The sequence below is a fragment of the Streptomyces sp. NPDC096136 genome (assembly GCF_044763325.1).
Lineage (GTDB): Bacteria > Actinomycetota > Actinomycetes > Streptomycetales > Streptomycetaceae > Streptomyces.
The window spans coordinates 139748-158694 of sequence record NZ_JBIWFZ010000013.1; the positions used below are offsets into that span (position 1 = coordinate 139748).

Annotated in this window: 11 protein-coding genes and 1 pseudogene; 5 read left to right on the forward strand and 7 right to left on the reverse strand. The window is 74.2% G+C overall.

Translation table 11 applies throughout. From position 1 onward, the window contains the following. Nucleotides 1-47: 47 nt before the first annotated feature. Entirely contained in the window at nucleotides 48-7382 is a 7335-nt protein-coding gene (locus tag ACIRBY_RS25395) for an amino acid adenylation domain-containing protein (RefSeq protein WP_403904287.1), read from the reverse strand. A 550-nt stretch (nucleotides 7383-7932) separates the two neighbouring features. Beyond that, the gene (locus ACIRBY_RS25400) at nucleotides 7933-8277 is read right to left on the reverse strand and encodes a PRC-barrel domain containing protein (RefSeq protein WP_403904288.1); all 345 of its coding nucleotides are present in this window, start codon (nucleotides 8275-8277) and stop codon (nucleotides 7933-7935) included. Between the two features lie 273 nt (nucleotides 8278-8550). On the opposite strand from ACIRBY_RS25400, the gene ACIRBY_RS25405 reads away from it, so the two are divergent. Together ACIRBY_RS25405 and ACIRBY_RS25410 are read left to right on the forward strand one after the other, a co-directional pair. Then, nucleotides 8551-8949: a lycopene cyclase family protein gene (locus tag ACIRBY_RS25405; protein ID WP_403904290.1), complete on the forward strand. Its 399-nt coding sequence runs from the start codon at nucleotides 8551-8553 to the stop codon at nucleotides 8947-8949. Next, entirely contained in the window at nucleotides 8907-9341 is a 435-nt protein-coding gene (locus tag ACIRBY_RS25410) for a lycopene cyclase family protein (protein ID WP_403904292.1), read from the forward strand. The genes ACIRBY_RS25405 and ACIRBY_RS25410 overlap by 43 nt, the downstream gene beginning before the upstream one ends. Here the strand turns inward: ACIRBY_RS25410 and ACIRBY_RS25415 are convergent. Continuing rightward, nucleotides 9338-9583 (reverse strand): annotated as a pseudogene (locus ACIRBY_RS25415) (FAD-dependent oxidoreductase); the annotation flags it as partial. The gene ACIRBY_RS25410 and the pseudogene ACIRBY_RS25415 sit on opposite strands and share 4 nt — an antisense overlap. Beyond that, entirely contained in the window at nucleotides 9580-10494 is a 915-nt protein-coding gene (locus ACIRBY_RS25420) for a polyprenyl synthetase family protein (protein WP_403904295.1), read from the reverse strand. The gene ACIRBY_RS25420 and the pseudogene ACIRBY_RS25415, both read right to left, overlap by 4 nt. A gap of 206 nt (nucleotides 10495-10700) precedes the next feature. On the opposite strand from ACIRBY_RS25420, the gene ACIRBY_RS25425 reads away from it, so the two are divergent. Further along, a complete protein-coding gene (locus tag ACIRBY_RS25425) occupies nucleotides 10701-11408 on the forward strand; it encodes a class I SAM-dependent methyltransferase (RefSeq protein ID WP_403904297.1) in 708 nt (235 codons plus the stop codon). An 886-nt stretch (nucleotides 11409-12294) separates the two neighbouring features. Next, nucleotides 12295-12465 carry a hydrophobic protein gene (locus tag ACIRBY_RS25430; RefSeq protein WP_403904299.1) on the forward strand — a complete coding sequence of 57 codons (171 nt, stop codon included), beginning with the start codon at nucleotides 12295-12297 and terminating at the stop codon, nucleotides 12463-12465. 732 nt (nucleotides 12466-13197) lie between these two features. On the opposite strand, the gene ACIRBY_RS25435 is transcribed toward ACIRBY_RS25430, so the two are convergent. The 3 genes from ACIRBY_RS25435 to ACIRBY_RS25445 form a co-directional block, all read right to left on the reverse strand. Further along, a complete protein-coding gene (locus ACIRBY_RS25435) occupies nucleotides 13198-13518 on the reverse strand; it encodes an STAS domain-containing protein (RefSeq protein WP_403904302.1) in 321 nt (106 codons plus the stop codon). 730 nt (nucleotides 13519-14248) lie between these two features. Next, entirely contained in the window at nucleotides 14249-14923 is a 675-nt protein-coding gene (locus ACIRBY_RS25440) for a DUF4232 domain-containing protein (protein ID WP_403904305.1), read from the reverse strand. Between the two features lie 601 nt (nucleotides 14924-15524). After that, nucleotides 15525-16454 carry a Rieske 2Fe-2S domain-containing protein gene (locus tag ACIRBY_RS25445; protein WP_403904307.1) on the reverse strand — a complete coding sequence of 310 codons (930 nt, stop codon included), beginning with the start codon at nucleotides 16452-16454 and terminating at the stop codon, nucleotides 15525-15527. Nucleotides 16455-17238: 784 nt separating this feature from the next. Between ACIRBY_RS25445 and ACIRBY_RS25450 the strand changes: the two genes are divergently transcribed. Further along, entirely contained in the window at nucleotides 17239-18624 is a 1386-nt protein-coding gene (locus tag ACIRBY_RS25450; protein WP_403904310.1) for a hypothetical protein, read from the forward strand. Nucleotides 18625-18947: the final 323 nt, after the last annotated feature.

The following is an 18947-nucleotide window of genomic DNA, read 5'->3' on the forward strand; positions in this document are numbered from 1 at the left end:
GGGTGCCCGGGTGGGGGCGGCCTGCGCCGGGCCGAGGGGGCCCTGCTTCAGCGGCGGTCGGCCTCGGCGAGGGCGGTGCGCAGCAGGGCGGCGGCCGCGGTGCTGTGCGGCGGCCGCATCAGCCCGTAGTGGTCGCCGGCGGCGTCGTGACGGGTGAGGCCCGCCCCGGCCCGGGCCGCCCATCGGTCGGCGGCGTGCTCCCCGGCTCCGGTCGTGGTCTGGAGGAACAGGACGGGGCAAGGCGCGGCCGGGGGCCGGTACGCGGCGGCGGCGCGGATCCCGGTGCGGAAGACCGCGTAGTGCCGGGCGAGGTCTCGCCGGTCCAGGCCGGGAGCGAAGCCCTCGCGTTCCACCTGCTCGGCCAGGACGGCGAGCCGGGCGGGGGTGTCGGCGACCCTCCGCAGGGCGCTCCGCAGCACGGACAGGCCCTCGTCGGTGGGGTCGAACCCCGCGGAGCGGGCCAGGTCCTCGTGGAACCACTCCAGCAGCTCGTTCTCGTCGTCGGGAACGCGGCCGGGTTCCGGGTAGCCGGTGTCCAGCAGGGCGAGGGTCGCCACCTCCTCTTCGGCGTCCCGCAGCTGGACCGCCATCTCGTAGGCGAGGAGCCCGCCGAAGGACCAGCCGGCCAGGTGGTAGGGGCCGGTGGGGCGGATCCGGCGCAGGGCCTCCAGGTGGGCGGCGGCCAGCTCCTCGACGGTGGCGTCGGGGTTCGCCGCGGGGTCGGTCAGCCCGGGCGCCGTCAGGCCGAACACCGGTCGCCGGTTGCCCAGTTCGGCGGCCAGGGTGCGGTAGCAGAAGACGTTCCCGCCGATCGGGTGGACGAGGAAGAGCGGGTCGAGAGCGCCCTCGGTCCGGAGGCGTACCACCGGGTCCGGGGCCCCGACGCGGCGGCCGCGCAGCAGCGCGGCCTGCCGGGCGACGGTCGGGTGCTCCAGGACGGCCGAGACGCCGAGGCGTTCGCCGAAGGCCCGGTTGATCCGGCCGATCAGGCGCAAGGCGTCGATGGAGTGCCCGCCGGACTCGAAGAAGTCGTCGTGGACGCCGACCGGCCCGGCGGCCAGGAGGTGCTCCCAGATCCCGGCGAGGCGGGATTCGAGGGCGTCGCGGGGCGGGGCCGGCTCGGCACCGCCCCGCAGGTCGGCGGGGTCCGGATCGGGCAGGGCGGCGCGGTCCAGCTTGCCGTTGGCGGTCAGCGGGAGAGCCGTCAGGCACACCCAGGCGGAGGGGACCATGTACTCGGGGAGACGCTCCCGGGCGTGGCGGGCCAGCTCGCCCGGTTCGGGCGCGGAGGCGGGGCCCGAACCGGTCTCCGCGGCGGCGGCCTCGGGGACGAAGTAGCCGACGAGGCGTTCGCCGCGGGGCAGGACCGCGCAGTCGCGCACGCCGGGGTGTTCGGCGAGGACGGCCTCGATCTCCCCGGGCTCGACGCGGAATCCGCGGATCTTGAGCTGGTGGTCGGTGCGGCCCGCGTACTCCAGGGCTCCGTCGGGGCGGTGCCGGGCCAGGTCGCCGGTCCGGTAGAGGCGCCGGGTGGTGCCGTCCGGACCGGTGTGCTCGATGAACCGCTCGGCCGTCAGCTCGGGTCGTCCGTGGTAGCCGTCGGCGAGGCCGACGCCTTCGAGGAAGAGCTCACCGGTGACGCCGAGGGGGACCTCGGCCAGGCGGCGGTCCAGGACGTGGGTGCGCATGTTCGCGATGGGGCGGCCGATGGGCACGGTGTCACCGCCGTCCGGCAGGCACTGCCAGGAGGTGACGTCCACGGCCGCCTCGGTGGGCCCGTAGAGGTTGTGCAGCTCGACGCCGGGCAGCCGCTCGAAGAACCTGCGCTGTACCTCGTACGGCAGGGCCTCGCCGCTGCAGACCACCCGGGTCAGGCCGGCCGCGCCGGCCACGGCCGCGGGGTCGTCGAGGAAGACGCTGAGCATCGACGGGACGAAGTGCACCGTGCTGACGCCGTCGGCCCGGATCAGCGCGGCGAGGTAGCCGGGGTCGCGCTGGCCGCCGGGGCGGGCGAGGACCAGGGTGGCGCCGGTCAGCAGCGGCCAGAACAGCTCCCACACGGAGACGTCGAAGGTGTACGGCGTCTTGTGCAGCACCCGCTCCCCCGGCGTCAGCCCGTATGCGTCCTGCATCCACAGCAGCCGGTTGGCGATGGCGCGGTGCGAGACCACGACCCCCTTGGGCCTGCCGGTGGATCCCGAGGTGAAGATCATGTACGCCGGGTCGGCCGGCTCGGGCGCCCGGGCGGGACCCGCGGTGCCCGTCGCTGCCTCCTCCGGCCGCAGGACGGTGACCCCGGAGCCTTCCAGCCGCTCCGCCCACGCCCCCTCGGTGACCACCAGGCCGATGCCGGACTCGGCGAGCAGCGACCGTACGCGCGGCGCGGGGTGCTCCGGGTCCAACGGGACGTAGGCGGCGCCGGACTTGAGGACGGCGAGGAGCACGACCGGCAGGGCCAGGGAGCGTTCCAGCAGCAGGCCCACGAACGTGCCGGGGCCGGCGCCCCGCTCCCGCAGTGCCGCGCACAGCCGCTCGGCCTCGGTGTCGAGGGTGCGATAGGTCAGCTCGGCACCCTCGAAGCGGACGGCGGGGGCGTCCGGGGTCCGGTCGCGCTGCTCGTCGATCAGCCGGGTCAGGACGTGCGGCCGCGGGTAGTCGACGACGGTCCGGTTCCAGTCGGCGTAGCGGCGGTGTTCGGCCGCGGGCAGCAGGTCGGCGACCGTGCAGTCGCGGTCCGGGGACTCGACCAGGTCGCACAGGGCGGCCGTGTAGGAGGCGTGCGCGCTCGCCATCTGCTCCTCGGAGAACTGGGCCGCGTCGTAGCGCAGGCCGAGTTCGAGCAGGGCGCCGTCGGGGCTGCGGGAGAACTCCGCGCCGAAGGCGAAGTCGGTGCCGGCCTCTCCGGTCTCCTCCAGCACGGTGAACGCGCCGCCGGCCGGCCCGTCCCGCTCCACGTGGAAGTGGGTGTAGTTGAAGAAGGTCTCGAAGAGCGGGCCGCCCCCGGCCAAGCGCTGGATCTCGGCGAGCGGGAAGCGGCGGTACGCGTGCAGTTCCGCCTCCAGAGCGGCGACGTGCCCGACGAGGCCGCGCCAGCTGAACCCGGTGACCGCGACGCTCAGCGGCAGGGTGTTCAGGAAGACGCCGACGACCTTGTCGCCGTCGGTCTCCTCGGCGCGGCCGTTGTGGACCACTCCGGTGGTGACCGCGTCGCCGCCGCCCAGCAGGGCCATGACCCTCAGGTGGGCGGCGAGCAGGACGGTGCGCAGCGGTACGCCGCATGCGGCGGCCAGGGCCGCGAGTCGGGCGTGCAGGTCCTCGGGCAGGGGCGCGAGGTACCAGGACATCCGGGCGGGTCCGCCGGTCGGCGCCGGGCGGGCCAGCCTGGTCGCGGGGGCGTCGGCGGCCTTGCCGGTCCAGAAGGCGCGCTGCCCCGGGTCGGCCAGCGCGGCCCGTTCGAGTGCGACGAAGGAGGCGAACCGGGAGCGGGGGCCGGCCTGCGGGGAGGGGCCGTCCGCCGGGGTCCGGGCGGCGAGCGCCGCGGTGTAGCAGGAGGCGAGTTCGGTGAGGAGCGAACGTTCGCTCCAGCCGTCGAGGACGGCGTGGTGCTCGGCGACGAAGAGCTGGAGCCGGGTGTCGGAGAGCCGTTGGACGTGGAACCGGATCAGCGGGGGCCGGTCCCAGTCGAAGGGCCGGTCGCGCTCGGCGGCGTAACGGGCGGCGACGGCGGTGTGCTGCGCCTCGGCGTCGAGGCCGTGCAGGTCCTCGAAGGTGAGCTCCGGGCGGGCGCCGCGGTGGACGAGTTGGAGGGGCTCGGTGAATCCGTGCGGGTCGAAGGAGGTGCGCAGCATCTCGTGCCGGGCCGCGAGGACCGCGACGGTGGTCCGCCAGGCGTCCTCGGAGAAGGGCGCTTCGATCAGGTACGAGGCCACGTTGTGGTAGACGCGTCCGCCGGCCGACGGCAGATCGCTGTGGTACAGCATGCCGGCCTGGAGCCGGGTCATCGGGTAGGCGTCCTCCAGTCCCCCGGGCAGGGCGGCGCGGTCCGCGGGGGTCAGGAGTGCGAATGGCTCGTACGGGGCTTCGGCGGCGGCCGCGGCCCGGTCCCGCGGGGTGACGCGCGGGGCGAGGGCGCGGGCCGTCGAGAGGCTCATGAGGTCGGCGACGGTGAGGTCGAGGCCTCGTTCGCGGACCCGGGCGAGGACCTGGAGGGAGCGGATGGAGTCCCCGCCCAGGGCGAACCAGTTGTCCAGGGCGCCGACTCGTTCGTGCCCGAGGACCTGGGCGAATACCTCGGTGAGCGCGGTCTCGACCGGCCCGCGGGGTGCCTCGTAGGCAGTGGTGGGGGTGCGGCCGGCCGAGCCGGGGGCGGGCAGTCGGCGCCGGTCGGTCTTGCCGTTGGCGGTCAGGGGGAAGGCGGGCAGGGTGACGAACGCGCCGGGGACCATGTAGCCGGGCAGCCGCCGCGAGAGGTGCTCGCGCATCTCCTCGACGGTGGGGCCCGCCCCGTCGTCGGCCCCGGTCACGGCCAGGTAGCCGACCAGGACGTCGTTCCCCATGGGATCCGGCGCGACGCGTGCGACCGCGGCGTCGACGAGGGGGTGGGCGGCCAGGGCGGCCTCGACCTCGCCGAGCTCGATCCGGAAGCCGCGCAGCTTGACCTGGTGGTCGATGCGGCCGAGGTACTCCAGGTCTCCGTCGGGCAGGGCCCGCGCCAGGTCTCCGGTGCGGTAGAGCCGCCCGTCGGCCGAGGGCCCGGCGGGTGCGTCGCCGACACCGTGGGCGAGTCCGGTGGGGAAGCGCTCGGCGGTGAGTCCGGGCCGCCGCAGGTAGCCGCGGGCCAGGCCCGCTCCGGCGACGTACAGCTCCCCGACGGCGCCGCGCGGGACGGTCCGGCCGCGCGGGTCGAGCAGGTGCAGGCGCAGATCGGGGATGGGCACGCCGATGACGCTGCCGCGGCCCTCCTCGGCGTCGCGGGCGGTCAGCGGCCGGTAGGTGACGTGCACGGTCGTCTCGGTGATGCCGTACATGTTGACCAGGCGGGGTGCGGTGTCGCCGTGCCGGGCGAACCATCCGGCGAGGGCGGCGACGTCGAGGGCTTCCCCGCCGAAGACGACGTGGCGCAGGCAGAGCCCGGAGCCGGCCGGTCCGGCCGTGCGGTGGTGTTCCTCGTCGGCCCGGGCCAACTGGTAGAAGGCGGAGGGGGTCTGGTTGAGGACGGTGACCCGTTCGGCGCGCAGCAGCCGGTGGAACTCCTCGGGCGAGCGGCTGGTCCCGTAGGGGACCACGACGAGGCGGCCGCCGTGGGCGAGGGCTCCCCACAGCTCCCAGACGGAGAAGTCGAAGGCGATGGAGTGGAAGAGGGTCCACACGTCGTCGGGGCCGAATCCGAACCAGTGATCGCTGGCGGAGAACAGCCGGGTGACGTTGGCATGGGGCACCAGGGTCCCCTTGGGCAGGCCGGTGGAGCCGGAGGTGTAGATGACGTAGGCCAGGTGGTCCGGGGTTACGCCGGTCTCGGGGGCGGTGTCCGGTTCGGCGGCCAGGAGCGGGGCGTCGGCGAGCAGGTCGACGGTGTGCAGGCCGGGGGCGTCCCACAGGGCCCGGGTGTCGGTGGTGCCGACGACGTGCTCCAGGCGGGCGTCCCGGACGATGTGGCGCAGCCGCTCGGGCGGGTTGTCGGGGTCGAGTGGCAGGTAGGCACCGCCGGCCTTGAGGATGCCGAGCAGAGCGACGACGAGGTCGGCGGAGCGGGGCAGGCACAGTCCGACGAGGGTGTCGGGGCCCACGCCGAGGGCGCGCAGCCGGTGGCCGAGCCGGTTGGCGCGGGTGTCGAGCTCGCGGTAGGTGAGGGAGACGCCCTCGTGGACGAGGGCGACCGCGTCGGGGGTGCGGGCGGCGTGTCCGGCGAAGATCTCGTGGACGCAGGCCGGCTCGCCCGGGGTGTGCGGGAGGGCGGCGCGGTCCGGGAGCGGCGAGCCGATGCCGGTCCGCTCGTCGGCCGACAGCATCGGCAGTGCGCTGATGGGCAGTTCGGGGTTGTCGGTGGCGGCGTCCAGGAGGCAGGCGAAGTGCCGGCCGAACTGTCGGACGGTGGCGGCGTCGAACAGGTCCGCCCGGTACTCCAGCCGGCAGCTCAGCGCGCCGCCGGTGCGTATGACGTCGAAGGTCAGATCGAACTTGGCGGTGCCGGCCGGTCCTTCGAGCAGCGTGGCCTTCGGGCCGGGCAGGCCGTCGGTCATGCCGTCCTCGTCGTGCAGGCCGAACATGACCTGGAAGAGGGCGGCCTCCTCACCGGTGCGTCCGGCGGCGATCCGGTCGACGACGCGTTCGAAGGGCAGGTCCTGGTGGTCCTGGGCGTCGAGCACGATGTCCCGTACGCGCTCCAGGTGGACCCGGAAGGCGGGATCGTCGGACAGGTCGGCCCGGATCACCAGCGTGTTGACGAACAGGCCGACGGTGTCCTGGAACTCCTTGCGGCCCCGGCCCGCCACCGGCGTCCCGACGAGTACGTCGTCGGTGCCGGTGTAGCGGCCCAGCACGATCTGGAAGGCCGCCAGCATCAGCGTGTACGGGGTGCTGTGGGTGTCACGGCACAGGCGCTCCATCCGGGCGCGGACCGGGGCCGGCACCTCGAAGGAGTGCAGCGCCGCCGCGCCGCGGGCCGCTCCCGCGGCGGGCCGGCCGTCGCGGGGCAGGGGCGCGTCGGGCAGTTCGCCGTCCAGCTGCTTCTCCCAGTAGGCGAGCTGGCGCCCGGCGGCGGCGCCGCGGAGCCATTCCTCCTGCCAGTCGGAGAAGTCGGCGTACTGGTACTCGGGGGCCTGCGGGGCCGCGATGCCGGCCGGGTGCCGACGGTCGGTGCCGTCAGGGCCGCCGGGCCCGTCGCCGTAGAGGGCGTACGCGGCGAGGAGCTCGCGGGCGAGGATCCCGACGGACCAGCCGTCGGCGACGATGTGGTGCATGGCGAGCGCGAGGACCGCGCCCTCGGGGGTGTGCAGCAAGGCCGCCCGGAAGAGCGGTCCGGACTCCAGGTCGAAGGGCCGGTGGTGTTCGGCGGCCATCCACTCCTCGACGTCCCCGGCTCCGCGCGCCGTGCGGCAGGACCAGACGAGCGCGGCCTCGGTGTCGATGTGCTGCCACAGCTCGCCGTCCCGCAGGACGAAGCGGGTGCGCAGCGCCTCGTGCCGGTCGACCAGGCTCTGGGCGCAGGCACGGAGCGCGGCTTCGTCCACCGGGCCTTCGAGGCCGTAGAAGACGGGCATGTGGTAGGTCGGCCTGCCCTCCTCCAGCTGCTGGAGGAAGTACATCCGCTGCTGCGCTCCGGACGCGCGGAACGCGCTGAACGACGGTTCCGCAGGGCGTTCGATCGGTTCGTGACTGGCCAAGACAGCTCCCTCGGCGCCGCACCGGTGACCGGCCCGCGACGTATACTCCGCTTGCTTGCCCGCCCAGCCTAGGAAGTGCGTCGATTCGGGTGAAGTCGCCTGTTTCCGGTCCCCGGTTCACGTGACATGGGCTGGGGACGACCTGCGTGAGTACCGGCTGACCGGACGGCCATCCCGGGGAGAGGCAGCTCCCCACCCTGCTCGACGCCGGCCACCGCGGCATCGCCTACGACCGGCGCGCGGCTGCGGACAGTGCCCCCCGACACCTTCTTCGCGGCCCCGCGACGGGGCCTCCGGCCCTCGGGTGGGCAGCCGGCGTTCCACCGTGTCGTCCAGTGACGGTCCGCCGTCGTCGACCGGCTGAAGGCCCGGTTCCCCGCGACGGCTGCTTCCGGACAGCCGGCACCGGCGAGCCGGGCGCGGACCTCGCGGCGCTGCCCGGCCCGCGGTCCGGGCTGCGTGGGTCTCCTGCGGCGTGGGCCCAGGGCCCGGGGCCAGGAGGCCCGAAACCCGTCGTGGCGGCCCCGATCTCGCTGTGCGAAACGTTCGTCTAAATCCGGCCGTAGTACTTGCTGATCTCCTGGCGGTAGTCGGGTTCGCGCAGGTGGTTGTCGGAGTGGAACTCCGGAGCCGCCTTGATCTGGTCCTTGGTGCGGTCCACGTGGACCGTCTTCTTCTCCCTGTCCACGCGGATGATCGTTCCTGCCGGGAGCAGGACCTCCTTCCCGAAGATCCACACGCCGGTGTCGACCACGAGGTAGGCGTCGGAGACCTCGTTGGAGTGCCGGTCGACCTTGCCGATGTGCCCGTCCACGGCCTCCACGCCGTAGCCCGTGAGGTCTTCGCCCGTAGGGTGGATGATGCCGGAACGGTAGGCCCACATGTCGTCGGTCATGTCTCAGCTCCTCCGTAGAACCTTGGCTGTCTCTGTCTCTGCGTTGGTCTCCGTCACGCTGTACCGCGCTTGCCCAGGAAGCCGGATCTGACGCGTCCGCTCTCGAGGACGACCGATCTCGTCGAGGCCGAACACGGCCCGAGCGGGGCACGATGGCCGGCATCCCGGCCCGTGGTCGCGACGGGATGCGCGATGAACCGCAGGGACGGTGTCCGTCGCGGTAGCTTCGTGCACCCGCGACCTGCTCGGCCCTGGTCCGGAGAACGGAGAGCGGTGCGAACCACGACGTACAGCTGCGACGTCGCCATCGTCGGTGCCGGCGCGGCGGGGCTCTCGTTGGCCTGGCGGCTGCTCGACCCGCCGCCGGGTGTCCGGCCCCCCGACGTCGTGCTCGTCGACGCGCCGCCCGGTCCGCTGCGCCCTCCCGACCGTACCTGGTGCTACTGGGAAGCCGGCGAGGGTGACTACGAGCCGCTGCTCACCGCCAGCTGGCGACGGCTGCGGGTCCGCGCTCCCGATGGCAGCGGGGCCGCCCGCGACTTCGGCGGGCTGCGCTACAAGATGCTGCGCTCGGGCCATTTCGAGCAGGGCATCAGGCCTCGGCTGGCGGGGCTGCGCCGGGTCAGGGGGTGGCCGAACACATCGACGACGGGCCGGACGGCGCGGTCCTGACGTACACCACCGGCCATGGTGTCGTGCGCACGCTCCGGGCCCGCTGGATCCACGACTCCCGGCCCCCGGCGGCCGCGCCCGCCGCGCGCAGCGCGCTGTTGCAGCACTTCCGCGGGTGGTTCGTGCACTGCGAGCGGCCCTCCTTCGACGCCCGCACGGTCGAGTTGATGGACTTCCGCACCGCGCAGCCGGAGCGGGGGCTTTCCTTCGGGTACGTGCTGCCCACCAGTGGTCACGCGGCGCTGGTGGAGTACACGGAGTTCAGCCGTTCGCCGCTGACCGCGGCCGCCTACGAGGATGCCCTGCGCGACTACGCCGGCCGCGTGCTCGGGCTGGGGGCCTTCCGGGTGCTCGGTACGGAGCAGGGTGCCATCCCGATGAGCGGGTCGTAGAGCGAGTCGTCCACGGCGGCGAAGGCCTCGTCGAGGATGTCCGGCATGGTCAGGACGGTGGGGCCGGTGTCCGCGCGGTAGCCGCCGAGCGCGAGCCGTCCCGCGCGGCCGCCGGGCCCGGGGTCGCGTTCGACGACGGTCACCCGCCGGCCGCGGCCGGCCAGGTGCAGGGCGGCGGCCAGGCCGGCGAGGCCGGCGCCCACGACGACGACGTGGTCCGTGGGACCGGTCACGGTCCTCAACGCTTCTCCCCCGTCAGGACGCGGGCGCCGGCCTCCGCGCCGGGTCCGGGTGCCGGCGGCTGCCCGGGGGCGGCTTCCAGACCGCAGGCGCGGCGCATCAGCTGGCCGATCCGGTCGGCCGCCCCGGACGTCAGCCCGGCGGCGGAGACGGCGGCGGTGGCGCGGTCGCAGAGTTCCTCGACGCGCCGCGCGACGTGGTCGCGCGCCCCGCAGGAGACGAGGAGGTCGAGGACCCGGTCGAGGTCGGCGGGTGGGGTGGCGCGGGCGGTGGCCGGTTCGGCGGCGCGGGCGGTGGCCGGTTGGGCGGCGCGGGGGGTGGCCGGTCGGGTGGCGGGCGCGGTGGCCGGTTCGGCGGCGCGGGGGGTGGCCGGTTGGGTGGCGCGGGCGGTGGCCGGTCGGGTGGCGGGCGCGGTGGCCGGTTCGGCGGCGCGGGGGGTGGCCGGTCGGGTGGCGGGCGCGGTGGCCGGTTCGGCGGCGCGGGGGGTGGCCGGTCGGGTGGCGGGCGCCCCGCCGAACGTGCCGCACGGCAGGGCTCGTCCGCCCGTCTTGTACCGGCCGTCCAGCCGGACGTGCACGGCCGGCCGGCCCCGGCGCAGCGGGGAACCGTCCATGACGTCGTCGTGGATCAGCGCGCAGGTCTGGAGCAACTCCAGCGCCCCGGCGACCCCCAGGGCAGGCCGCACCTCGGGGGCTCCGCCCCCGCAGCCGCGCAGCGCCCACCAGAGGAACTCGGAGCGGAGCCTGCTGCCGCCCCGCACGGTGAAGTCCACCACCCTGCGCGCGAGGTCCGCGGCGAAGGCGGCATCCGCCGACTCGGTCTCCGCCACGCGCGGCTCCAGTATCCCGGCGAGGTGTGCGCCGACGGCCGCGGGCACGTCCCGGTCGATGTCGAGCGGATCAGGTACGCGCATCGCTTCTCCCCTTGCCGACGGGACCGCCGTAGTGGCGCATGGGAGATTCCGTACCGTCCGCCCGGCCGGATGCACCATTTCATGGGCCATACGGCTCTGCCGTCGTCCGGCCGGTCGGACGGGCCGGCCGCGCGCCGCACCGTTTCGCCGGGGCGGACGGTCAAACTGGGCGGAAGAGTGCCGTCACGCGGGGGGAGGCAGAAGTCATGGCCGTGCTTTCAGGCGCCGAGCTCGCGGGGGCCTTCGACCACGCGTCGGACACCTACGACCACATGGTCGCGGCGAGCCCCGGCTACCACCGGCACCTGCGGCGCTCCGCACGCCGCCTCGCCCTCCCCGCGCGCGGCTCGGGCCGTACCGTCCTGGACCTCGGCTGCGGCACCGGCGCGTCGGCGGCCGCTCTGCTGCGCGCCGCCCCGCTGACCGCGGTGACGGGCGTCGACGCCTCGGCGGGCATGCTCGCCCGGGCCCGCAGCAAGCCCTGGCCCGGGCGGGTGTCCTTCGTCAAGGCCCGCGTCAAGGACCTGGCCGAGGCCGGCCCCACCGCACCGTATGACGCCGTCTTCGCCGCGTACCTGTTCCGCAACGTCGCGGACCCCGATGCGGTACTGGGCCGCACGCGCGCCCTGCTCCGCCCCGGCGGCCGGCTCGCCGTCCACGAGTACGCCCTGAGCGGCCGGGCCGTCGACCGTGCGGTGTGGTCGGCGGTCATGGGCGCGGTGGTCCTGCCGTGGGGCCGCCGCCACGGCGACGCGTCGCTCTACCGCCACCTGTGGCGCAGCGTGCTCGACTTCGACACGGCCGACGCGTTCGCCCGCCGGCTACGCCGTGCCGGCTTCCACGATGTCCGCGTCCTGCCGCAGCCGGGCTGGCAGACCGGCATCACGCACACCTTTCTGGCCACTCGGCCCTGAGGCAGCGGCGCCTTGCCGGCCGGGCAACGCAAGCGGACCGGACCTGGGCGCTGGACACGGCCACCAGCGGGTGCCGTTCACCTCGGCGCAGGGCCGCTGCGCCGGCCGGCGCCGGATCCCAGGGCACCAGGACCGCGGCGGCAGTGCCACCACGACCCGTTGGTTCCGGCAGCGGCCGTACCGGATCGGCATGCCCGTCCGGTCCTGGAGCGACACCCGTGTGGCGCTCACGGGCGCCGCCGTACTCGGCCGCGGTGGCGTGTCCGTCGTCCTCTCGCACGGCGGCAGCGCCCGGGAGCCCCCGTGAGGTGCTGGCGGAGGCCGCTTCCCGGGGCGCCCCCACCATGGCCGTGACCAGCGACTCCGCCTCGTCGCTCGCCGCCCGGGCCGAACTGGTCCCGGCCCCCTGTAGGTGCCGCCGGTCTGCGGGTCGGGGCGGTCCTCGTGCGGCACGCGCGGCCGTCCTCGGCATACTGTGCATTGCCGTCGCACCACGCACCTACGACCGCACCGCCAAGGCCATGGCGGCCACCTGTGACGCCGTCAGGCCCTACCGGCGCCAGAGGTGACCACGGGGAGCGGGCCGAGCCGGAGCGAGGAGGACGACGAGGGCACGGAGTCCGGCCAACCTGCGGTCAGCGTGCGGTGGACGCGGGCGCCTTGATACGGGCCTGTCCCCTCCGACCGCGACGGGCCGATGCCCCCCATCTTGGTGCCCGGACCCGGGCGGGGCTGCTGACGGCGGCTCACGTCGCTTCCTGCACCTGCCTGTCCTGCCTTGACCTGCGTCGGGGCGGCCGTATCGGCTACCCGGCAACGATCGTGGGAAACGCATAAAGTCCGCGTGCATGGGCGGCGGAGGGCCGGGCACACGACGGCTCGGAGGTTGATAATCACGGTTCCCCTGCTTCTCGTTCTTCTGCTCGCGCTGATCCTCTTCGGCGCCGGTTTCGCGGTGAAGATCCTCTGGTGGGTCGCCATCGCGGTCCTGGTGCTGTGGCTGATCGGTTTCGTCGCCCGTCCCAAGGGCGGCAGCGGCCGCTGGTATCGCTGGTAGCCGCACGCGACGGCGGTGGCCCGTACCCCCTTCGGGAGGGTGCGGGCCACCGCCGTTGTGTCATGTTTCGGGGGAACACAGCACATGTCGCGGGTCAGAGCGGATGCCGGGGGTAGGGGAGGCGACAGCCGGGACGGCCGTCGTGACGCAGCAGGGAACCTGCTCGCCTCCAGCGATCGGCGGCCGCCCCGGCCCGGGCCCGCCGAACGGGTAGCGCCCGGATCGTTCCTGCGCCCGCCCCTGCCGCCCCGTTGGCTCCCTCCCTGTCTCATCACGGTCGGCCCCCGCAGGACCAACTCCGCCCTCTTCCTGCCGGCTCCCGCAAGGCTTCCCCGCGCCGGACGACGCGGACCCTGTCCTGCCCCGTGCGAGCTGTTTTGGTGCGGGCGGATGCCGGTGCGCCGAAGCGGCCCGCCGGCCACGGGCACGCCGCCCCGGCCGCCCGCCGTTACACGCAGTGCACTGACCCGTCCACGGCCTCGTCACCGGCCGCTGATCACCGTGCTCACCCGTCTCGACACCGTGCTCGGTCCGCTCCGTGAGCCCCGCCCCGCCACAGGTCTGGGACGTATTCGTCCTCCAACGCATGCAGCGCGGCCAGGTACTCGCGCGGGTCTCGGCCCGCAGCTACCTGGGCGAACGTCTCCATCGGCCGCATCCAGCCCGTACGGCTGGAGACGAACACACAACTCCCGTCGAACCGCTGCCCGTGGGCCACCCGGGCCCGCGGGATCAGCCGGCTTCGGGTGCGTCGCGGAAGTCGAAGACGTCCCGCGCCCCGGCCGTTTGCAGCAGCCGCTCCAAGTGGAGGGGCACCGGGCCCTGCAGGACCAGACGGCGCGCATCGCCCAGGTGGACGAGCCCGTCGAGGAAGGAGGAGTCTGCGAACGTCACCCCGGAGACGTCCACCACCAGGGCGAGGGCGTCGGCCGGCTCGCTCGTCTCGCAGGCCTCGACCAGCAGAGCGACCGCATCCGCGTCGAACCGCCCCGCACACGTGATCACACACGTGCCGTCCGCCTCGCATCCCACCGTCACCCGCGGCGACTCCATCTCAGCTCCCCTCTCGACCGCCGCCGGGCCTCTGGCCGCCGCGCGGTGCGCTGTGTTCCTTCTCCGGTTGCGCCTCCAACAAGCCCTTCCGGCACCCGAAGGGCCTACGGTTTCTCGCGACGGGCGAGCATCGGCCACCCGTTCGGGTCAGGCTCGACCCATGTCGGATTCAGGATCAACGGCTCACCGCCGGCCACTGCCGTGCGCGCCATGTCGGCGGGTGGCACCTTCGTCAGCCGCTCAGACGGACGCATGAGCGGCCAGGCGCGTCCGGCGGCTCATGTGTGTCGCGTCGACTGCCGGGCCATTCGAGCTGACCGTCGACGCCCCTGGTGACCTCCGCTCGTCGAGCCATCGCGTGCCGATGCCCCGGGCTCGTCGGCGGGCAGCAGTCGCGCAGTGGAACCCGGGCAGTCGGGGGACGGCTGCCCGGGCCGGGCGTCGCGGTACCGCGGGGGGGAATGCGGTGTGCATGCCGTGCGACACATGAAAGAACGATTCTCCAGCCGGACGGTCACGGCCCCGCGTCATCATTTCCCTTCTGAGGAGGTGCCGGCCGCCTCGACCGAGGCCGTCGAGCTGATGGGCTCGCCGGGGAAGTCCGTCCGGGACACGCCGGCCTCCTGCTGGAGCGCACCCGGCACGGCCCGTCCCCTCCCCGCCGAAAGGGCCTCCGCGAGGAGACTGACGGCAGGAGGACGGGCGGCAGTACGAGAACGCGACGAAGCGTCTAGTTGGTCGTGTGTGTGGGGTAGACCTGGACGTCGGTGTAGGCGCCCTTGATCCCGCCCGCGCCCGCGGGCCACTTCAGGCTCACCGTGTGGGTCTCGTTCGGCGGTGTCACCAGGATGTCGGTCGGGTGCGCGAGGCTCCCGCCGCTGCCGTCGATGGTGTAGGCGAGATCGAAGACGGCGGCGTCGCCGGGCTTGAGGGTGGTGACGCGCGGCTGGGCCGGCCCGCGCCCGATGGGGTTGGAGGTGTGGTCGGCGTCCTTGATGTCGACGCCGGCGAAGCCCGTCGCCGAGCAGGTACCCGAACCTCGGTTGACCATGGTTATGTCGATCCTGCCGGAGCTCTGGTCAGGCGCGGCGTTCGTGGCCTCTACGGCCAGGTCCGCTGTCTTGCAGAACGCTGTCTTGCCGCCGCTCTCCGCCCCGCCGTTCACAGCGCCGGAGGACGACGGGGAACCCGTCCCCGCGCCGGGCTTCGCGCTTCCCGCCCGCGCACCACCGGAGCCCGTCCTGCCGTCCTGGGACGGCCCAGCGCCCGGCGACGAGGACGACGAAGACGAGGGGCCCTTGGCTGCCGGGGCCTGCGCGGAATCATCACCGTTGTTGCAGGCGGTGAGCGACAGAGCCGCGACGAGGCCGAAGGCGGCGAGGCCGGCGGTGCGGGACAGCTTCATGATGATCCCCAGCTGATGGCGCGATACGAACGGTCGGCACTCTTTGTATCCCGCACCGAGTTACAGAGCCTTTCCCGGTACGTCATCGTTCGGTCACGGACGGGCATCGACCGCACCAACCCCCGCAGCCGATCCCCGCCCAGGGCCCGATCGTGGAACCGGCGCCGCCGAGCAGGTCCTTCGACGTCCCGGCGGGTTCATCACCGACCAGACGCTGTGCGGGTTTGCGTGGGTACATCCGGGTGGCGGGTTCGCCAGCGCCGCCATGGAGTTCGTCCGCCCCGGTGCAAGCGCTCCGAGTACTACAGCCGATCCCCCGTCAGAAGGCACTCCGCCTGGTACGCCCTGCGCCCTCGGCAGGTGCGACCCGCTGCCGGTACGCGGGCACGGCCGGCTCGGCGGGGGGGCTGTGCCGGTCGGCGTGGTGGTGGTGCGGAGCGGGCGGCGGCCGCGGAGACGCGGGGCCGTCGGCGACCGGGCTGCTGGGCGGGAGGGTCAGACGCCGCAGCGTGGCACCGAGCTCAAACCGCTCCAGCGAGGCGGGGCGGTCGGACAGGTCCGGCTGCCCGACGTCCGCCTCCTCCTCGGTCGAGGACCCGGGTCATGCAGCCGCCTCCGGCGTCGGCGGTGCCTCGCGTCGGTGCGAGCGGTGCAGCGAGACCTCCACCTGACCGTCGACGATGCGCGTGTCGAAGGCGGGCTGGGGCGCCGTGGCCGGGCCCATCACGTTCCATCCGTCCGTAAGCCGGAACACGCTGCCGTGCCAGGGGCACCGGACGCAGCCGTCCATGATCTTCCCCTCCGACAACGGGCCTGCCATGTGGGAACACCGGTCCGCCAGCACCCGTACGGTCCCCCCGCTCTCGCGTACGACGAGGAGGTCCACGCCGTCGACGCGGGCGCGTCCTGCACCTCCCACCGGGAAGTCGGCCACCGGGCCGATGCGGTGCCACCCCTCGGACACCAGGTGCGGGACCTGCTCGGCATGGTTCGCCCCGGCTGCCTGGCGGAAGGCCAGGTGGCCGCCGAGAGCGCCCGCCGCCCCCACCGTGGCAAGCCCGGCAAACGCCGGCATCCTGCCGCCCCGGCCGCGGCAGCGGACGACGAACGAACGCGCGTAGAGCGCCACTGCCAGGCTGTTGCCGAGGGCGTGGACCAGACCCGTACGGGCTTGTTCCGGAGGCAACTCGGCCCAGTCCGCCCAGCCGGCCGCCGCAGCGGGCGCCGCCGCGGCCAGTCCGGCACCGATCAGCAGCCGTGCGCCCGCGCGCCGGCCCGGAACCAGGTCCAGCACCGAAGCCGACAGCCAGGTTCCGATCGGAACCTGAACGAGCAAAGGGTGGGCCGGGTGACCGAGCGGGCGCCCGTGCAGCAGGTCGCGGACCGGCCCGAGCGGCACGGCCCGGACGGCCCGGCGTACCGCTTCGATCAGCCCATCGGCCTGCGGAGACTGTTCGAGGCACTCCACGGCCGCGAGCAGCGGCCCAGGTCCGGCCCCGGTACGAGCAGACGCCGTGCGAGGAGTGTCCATGTGCGGCGCCTACCCGGTGGCGCCGGGCCCATGTGCGACCCGCGGGGCACCAGTGGACCGCCGGTGATCCTCCGCATCCGTTGGCGGTTCCTCACCACCCATCCCGTGCTGCCGTACGCAGCTACGGGGCACGCGGTCCGGATCCGGTGAGCGGGCCCCTGCCCGCGTCGATCGGGCGGGACTCCGGATCCGGACGCGTCCCCGGCCCGGTCACCCGCCCACGGGGCCGCCCCGGCCGCCTGCTGTCCGCCGGGGCAGCACGACACGCACCGCGGGCAGCGCCGTGTCGGTGCCGGAGAGGACGGGCGGGGTCGGTTCCTTGCCGGATCAGGTGGCGGACGGCTCGGGGCAGCACGGCAACGGCCACCAGGACGCCACAGGCCATCCGGGACTCTGGCGGTAGCGGCACACCATGGCCGCGAGCGTCACCGGCCTGCAACCCCGGGCGAGCCCAGGCCCCGGACGGCGCCGGCCGTCGACTCGGGCGAGGGTCGCCACGTGGGGATGTGATCGGGGGCGGGGCGCGCCGCGGTCCACCGGCAGGCGTGCTCGTCGTCGTACTCGGTGATGCGTGCGCGATGGTGCGGCGTACGACTCTCCGGTGTCCGTACTCCGGCAGGGGGAACCCGGCTCCCATTCACGGCATATGCCAGGTGATCGGGTCATTCTGGGCATGCCCATACGTCCCTGCGCATAGACCGCCACGCCCCGCACCCAGACGTCCAGATCCGCCTCGACCGGCTGGTGACCCAGCGCGGGGACGACCGCACCGAAGGGAACCCTCATGGCCCCCACCCGACGCCGCTCACCCGCCCTCCTCGCTGCCGCCCTCCTCACCAGCGCCTGCGCCACCGCCTTCACCCTCGCCGTGCCCGCCTACGCCCTGCCCGCTGGCTGCACCGGCACCACGACAGCAGGCGACGACACCATCACCTGCACCCAGGGCATCCCTGCCGGCCAAACCCTCAACACCCTCGGCGGCAACGACCGCGTCACCATCACCGGGGAAGTCGCCGGCACCCTCAGCTCCGGCGACGGCAACGACACCATCACCATCAGCGGCACCACCGGAACCACGACTGCCGGCGGCGTCGGGGTGTCGGGCACCGTACAGAGCGGGGCGGGCGACGACACCATCACCATCAGCGGCGGCACCGGCAGCACCACCCCCGGAGACGCGGCCGAAGGAGGCGCCGGCGTCGGCCTGGACGGGCAGGTGCGGGGCGGTGCCGGCGCCGACCGCATCACCGTCCGCGGAGGCGACGCCGGTCCGGCCGGCCACGGCGGGGCCGGCGTGTTCGCCGGTGCGGTGCACGGTGGGGACCCGGGCCTGGCCTCCCTCCTCGACGCCGCCGACGGCAGCGACACCCTCCAGATCACCGGCGGGAACGGCGGCCGAGCCATCCCGGACACGGGCCACCCCGCCGGCGGCGACGGCGGCTACGCGGTGGGGGCCGGAACGGTATCGGGCGGAGCCCGCGCCGACACCATCACCCTCACCGGGGGCAACGGCGCCGACAGCAACGGCAGCGGCCGCGCCGGAACCGCAGGCGACGGCGTCAGCGAAGGCGACGTGTACGGCGGAGGCCCCACGCCCGGAGTCCTCGCCCACGAAGGCGACGACACCATCACCATCACCGGCGGCAACGGCGGCACCAGCCCCTCCCACAGCTTCCCCGACCGGCCAGGCGGAACCGCGCAGCTCTCAGGATCGGTACGCGGCGACCGGGGCAACGACCACATCACCCTCACCGGCGGCAACGCAGCCCCCAGCGCCGATGCCGGAGCGGCCGTGCTCGCCAGTCTCGGCAACCCGAGCCCGACCATCGTGGAAGGCGGTGCGGGCGCCGACACCGTCGCCCTCAGCGCCGGCGAAGGCCTCCCCACCATCGCCGGAGCGGTATTCGGCGCCACCGTCGACGGCGGCGGGCAGGTACTCGCAGGACTGGTCGACGGCAACGACACCGTCACCGTCGGCACCCCCGAGCACCCCAACCGCGGGAAGTCCTCAAGCGCCCAGTTCAACGGTGGCGCCGGCAACGACACCATCATGCTCTATGGCCAGTCAGACTCCTTCACCACCGTCACCGGCGGCCTCGGCGGCAACGACACCTGCGGCAAGGAAAGCACCGGCGCCCGGTTCGACGCGTGCGAAAACCTCATCCCCTGACCACCCCTCCGCGGCCTGCGCACCGCCCCGAACACACCCCGAGGCAGTACGCAGGCCCCGCACCGCACCGCGGGCGAGGGCCGTGCACCGCGGTCCCCGCCGGGGGTGCCGGGCCGGCACCGGCCTGATGCCGGTGGAACAGCAGGACAACCGGTCCACGTCGGCCGGATCGTCGTCCAGGGTGAGCACCTGCCCGGTCCGCGCCGACCTCTGCCACCAGGTCCGGGCGGACGAGCACCACGTCCGGATGTCATGGCTCAGCCAAGCCGACTTCCTCGGTGCTCGGCTCGTCGTCACCGCGCGGTCCAGCCGTCGTCGGCGCG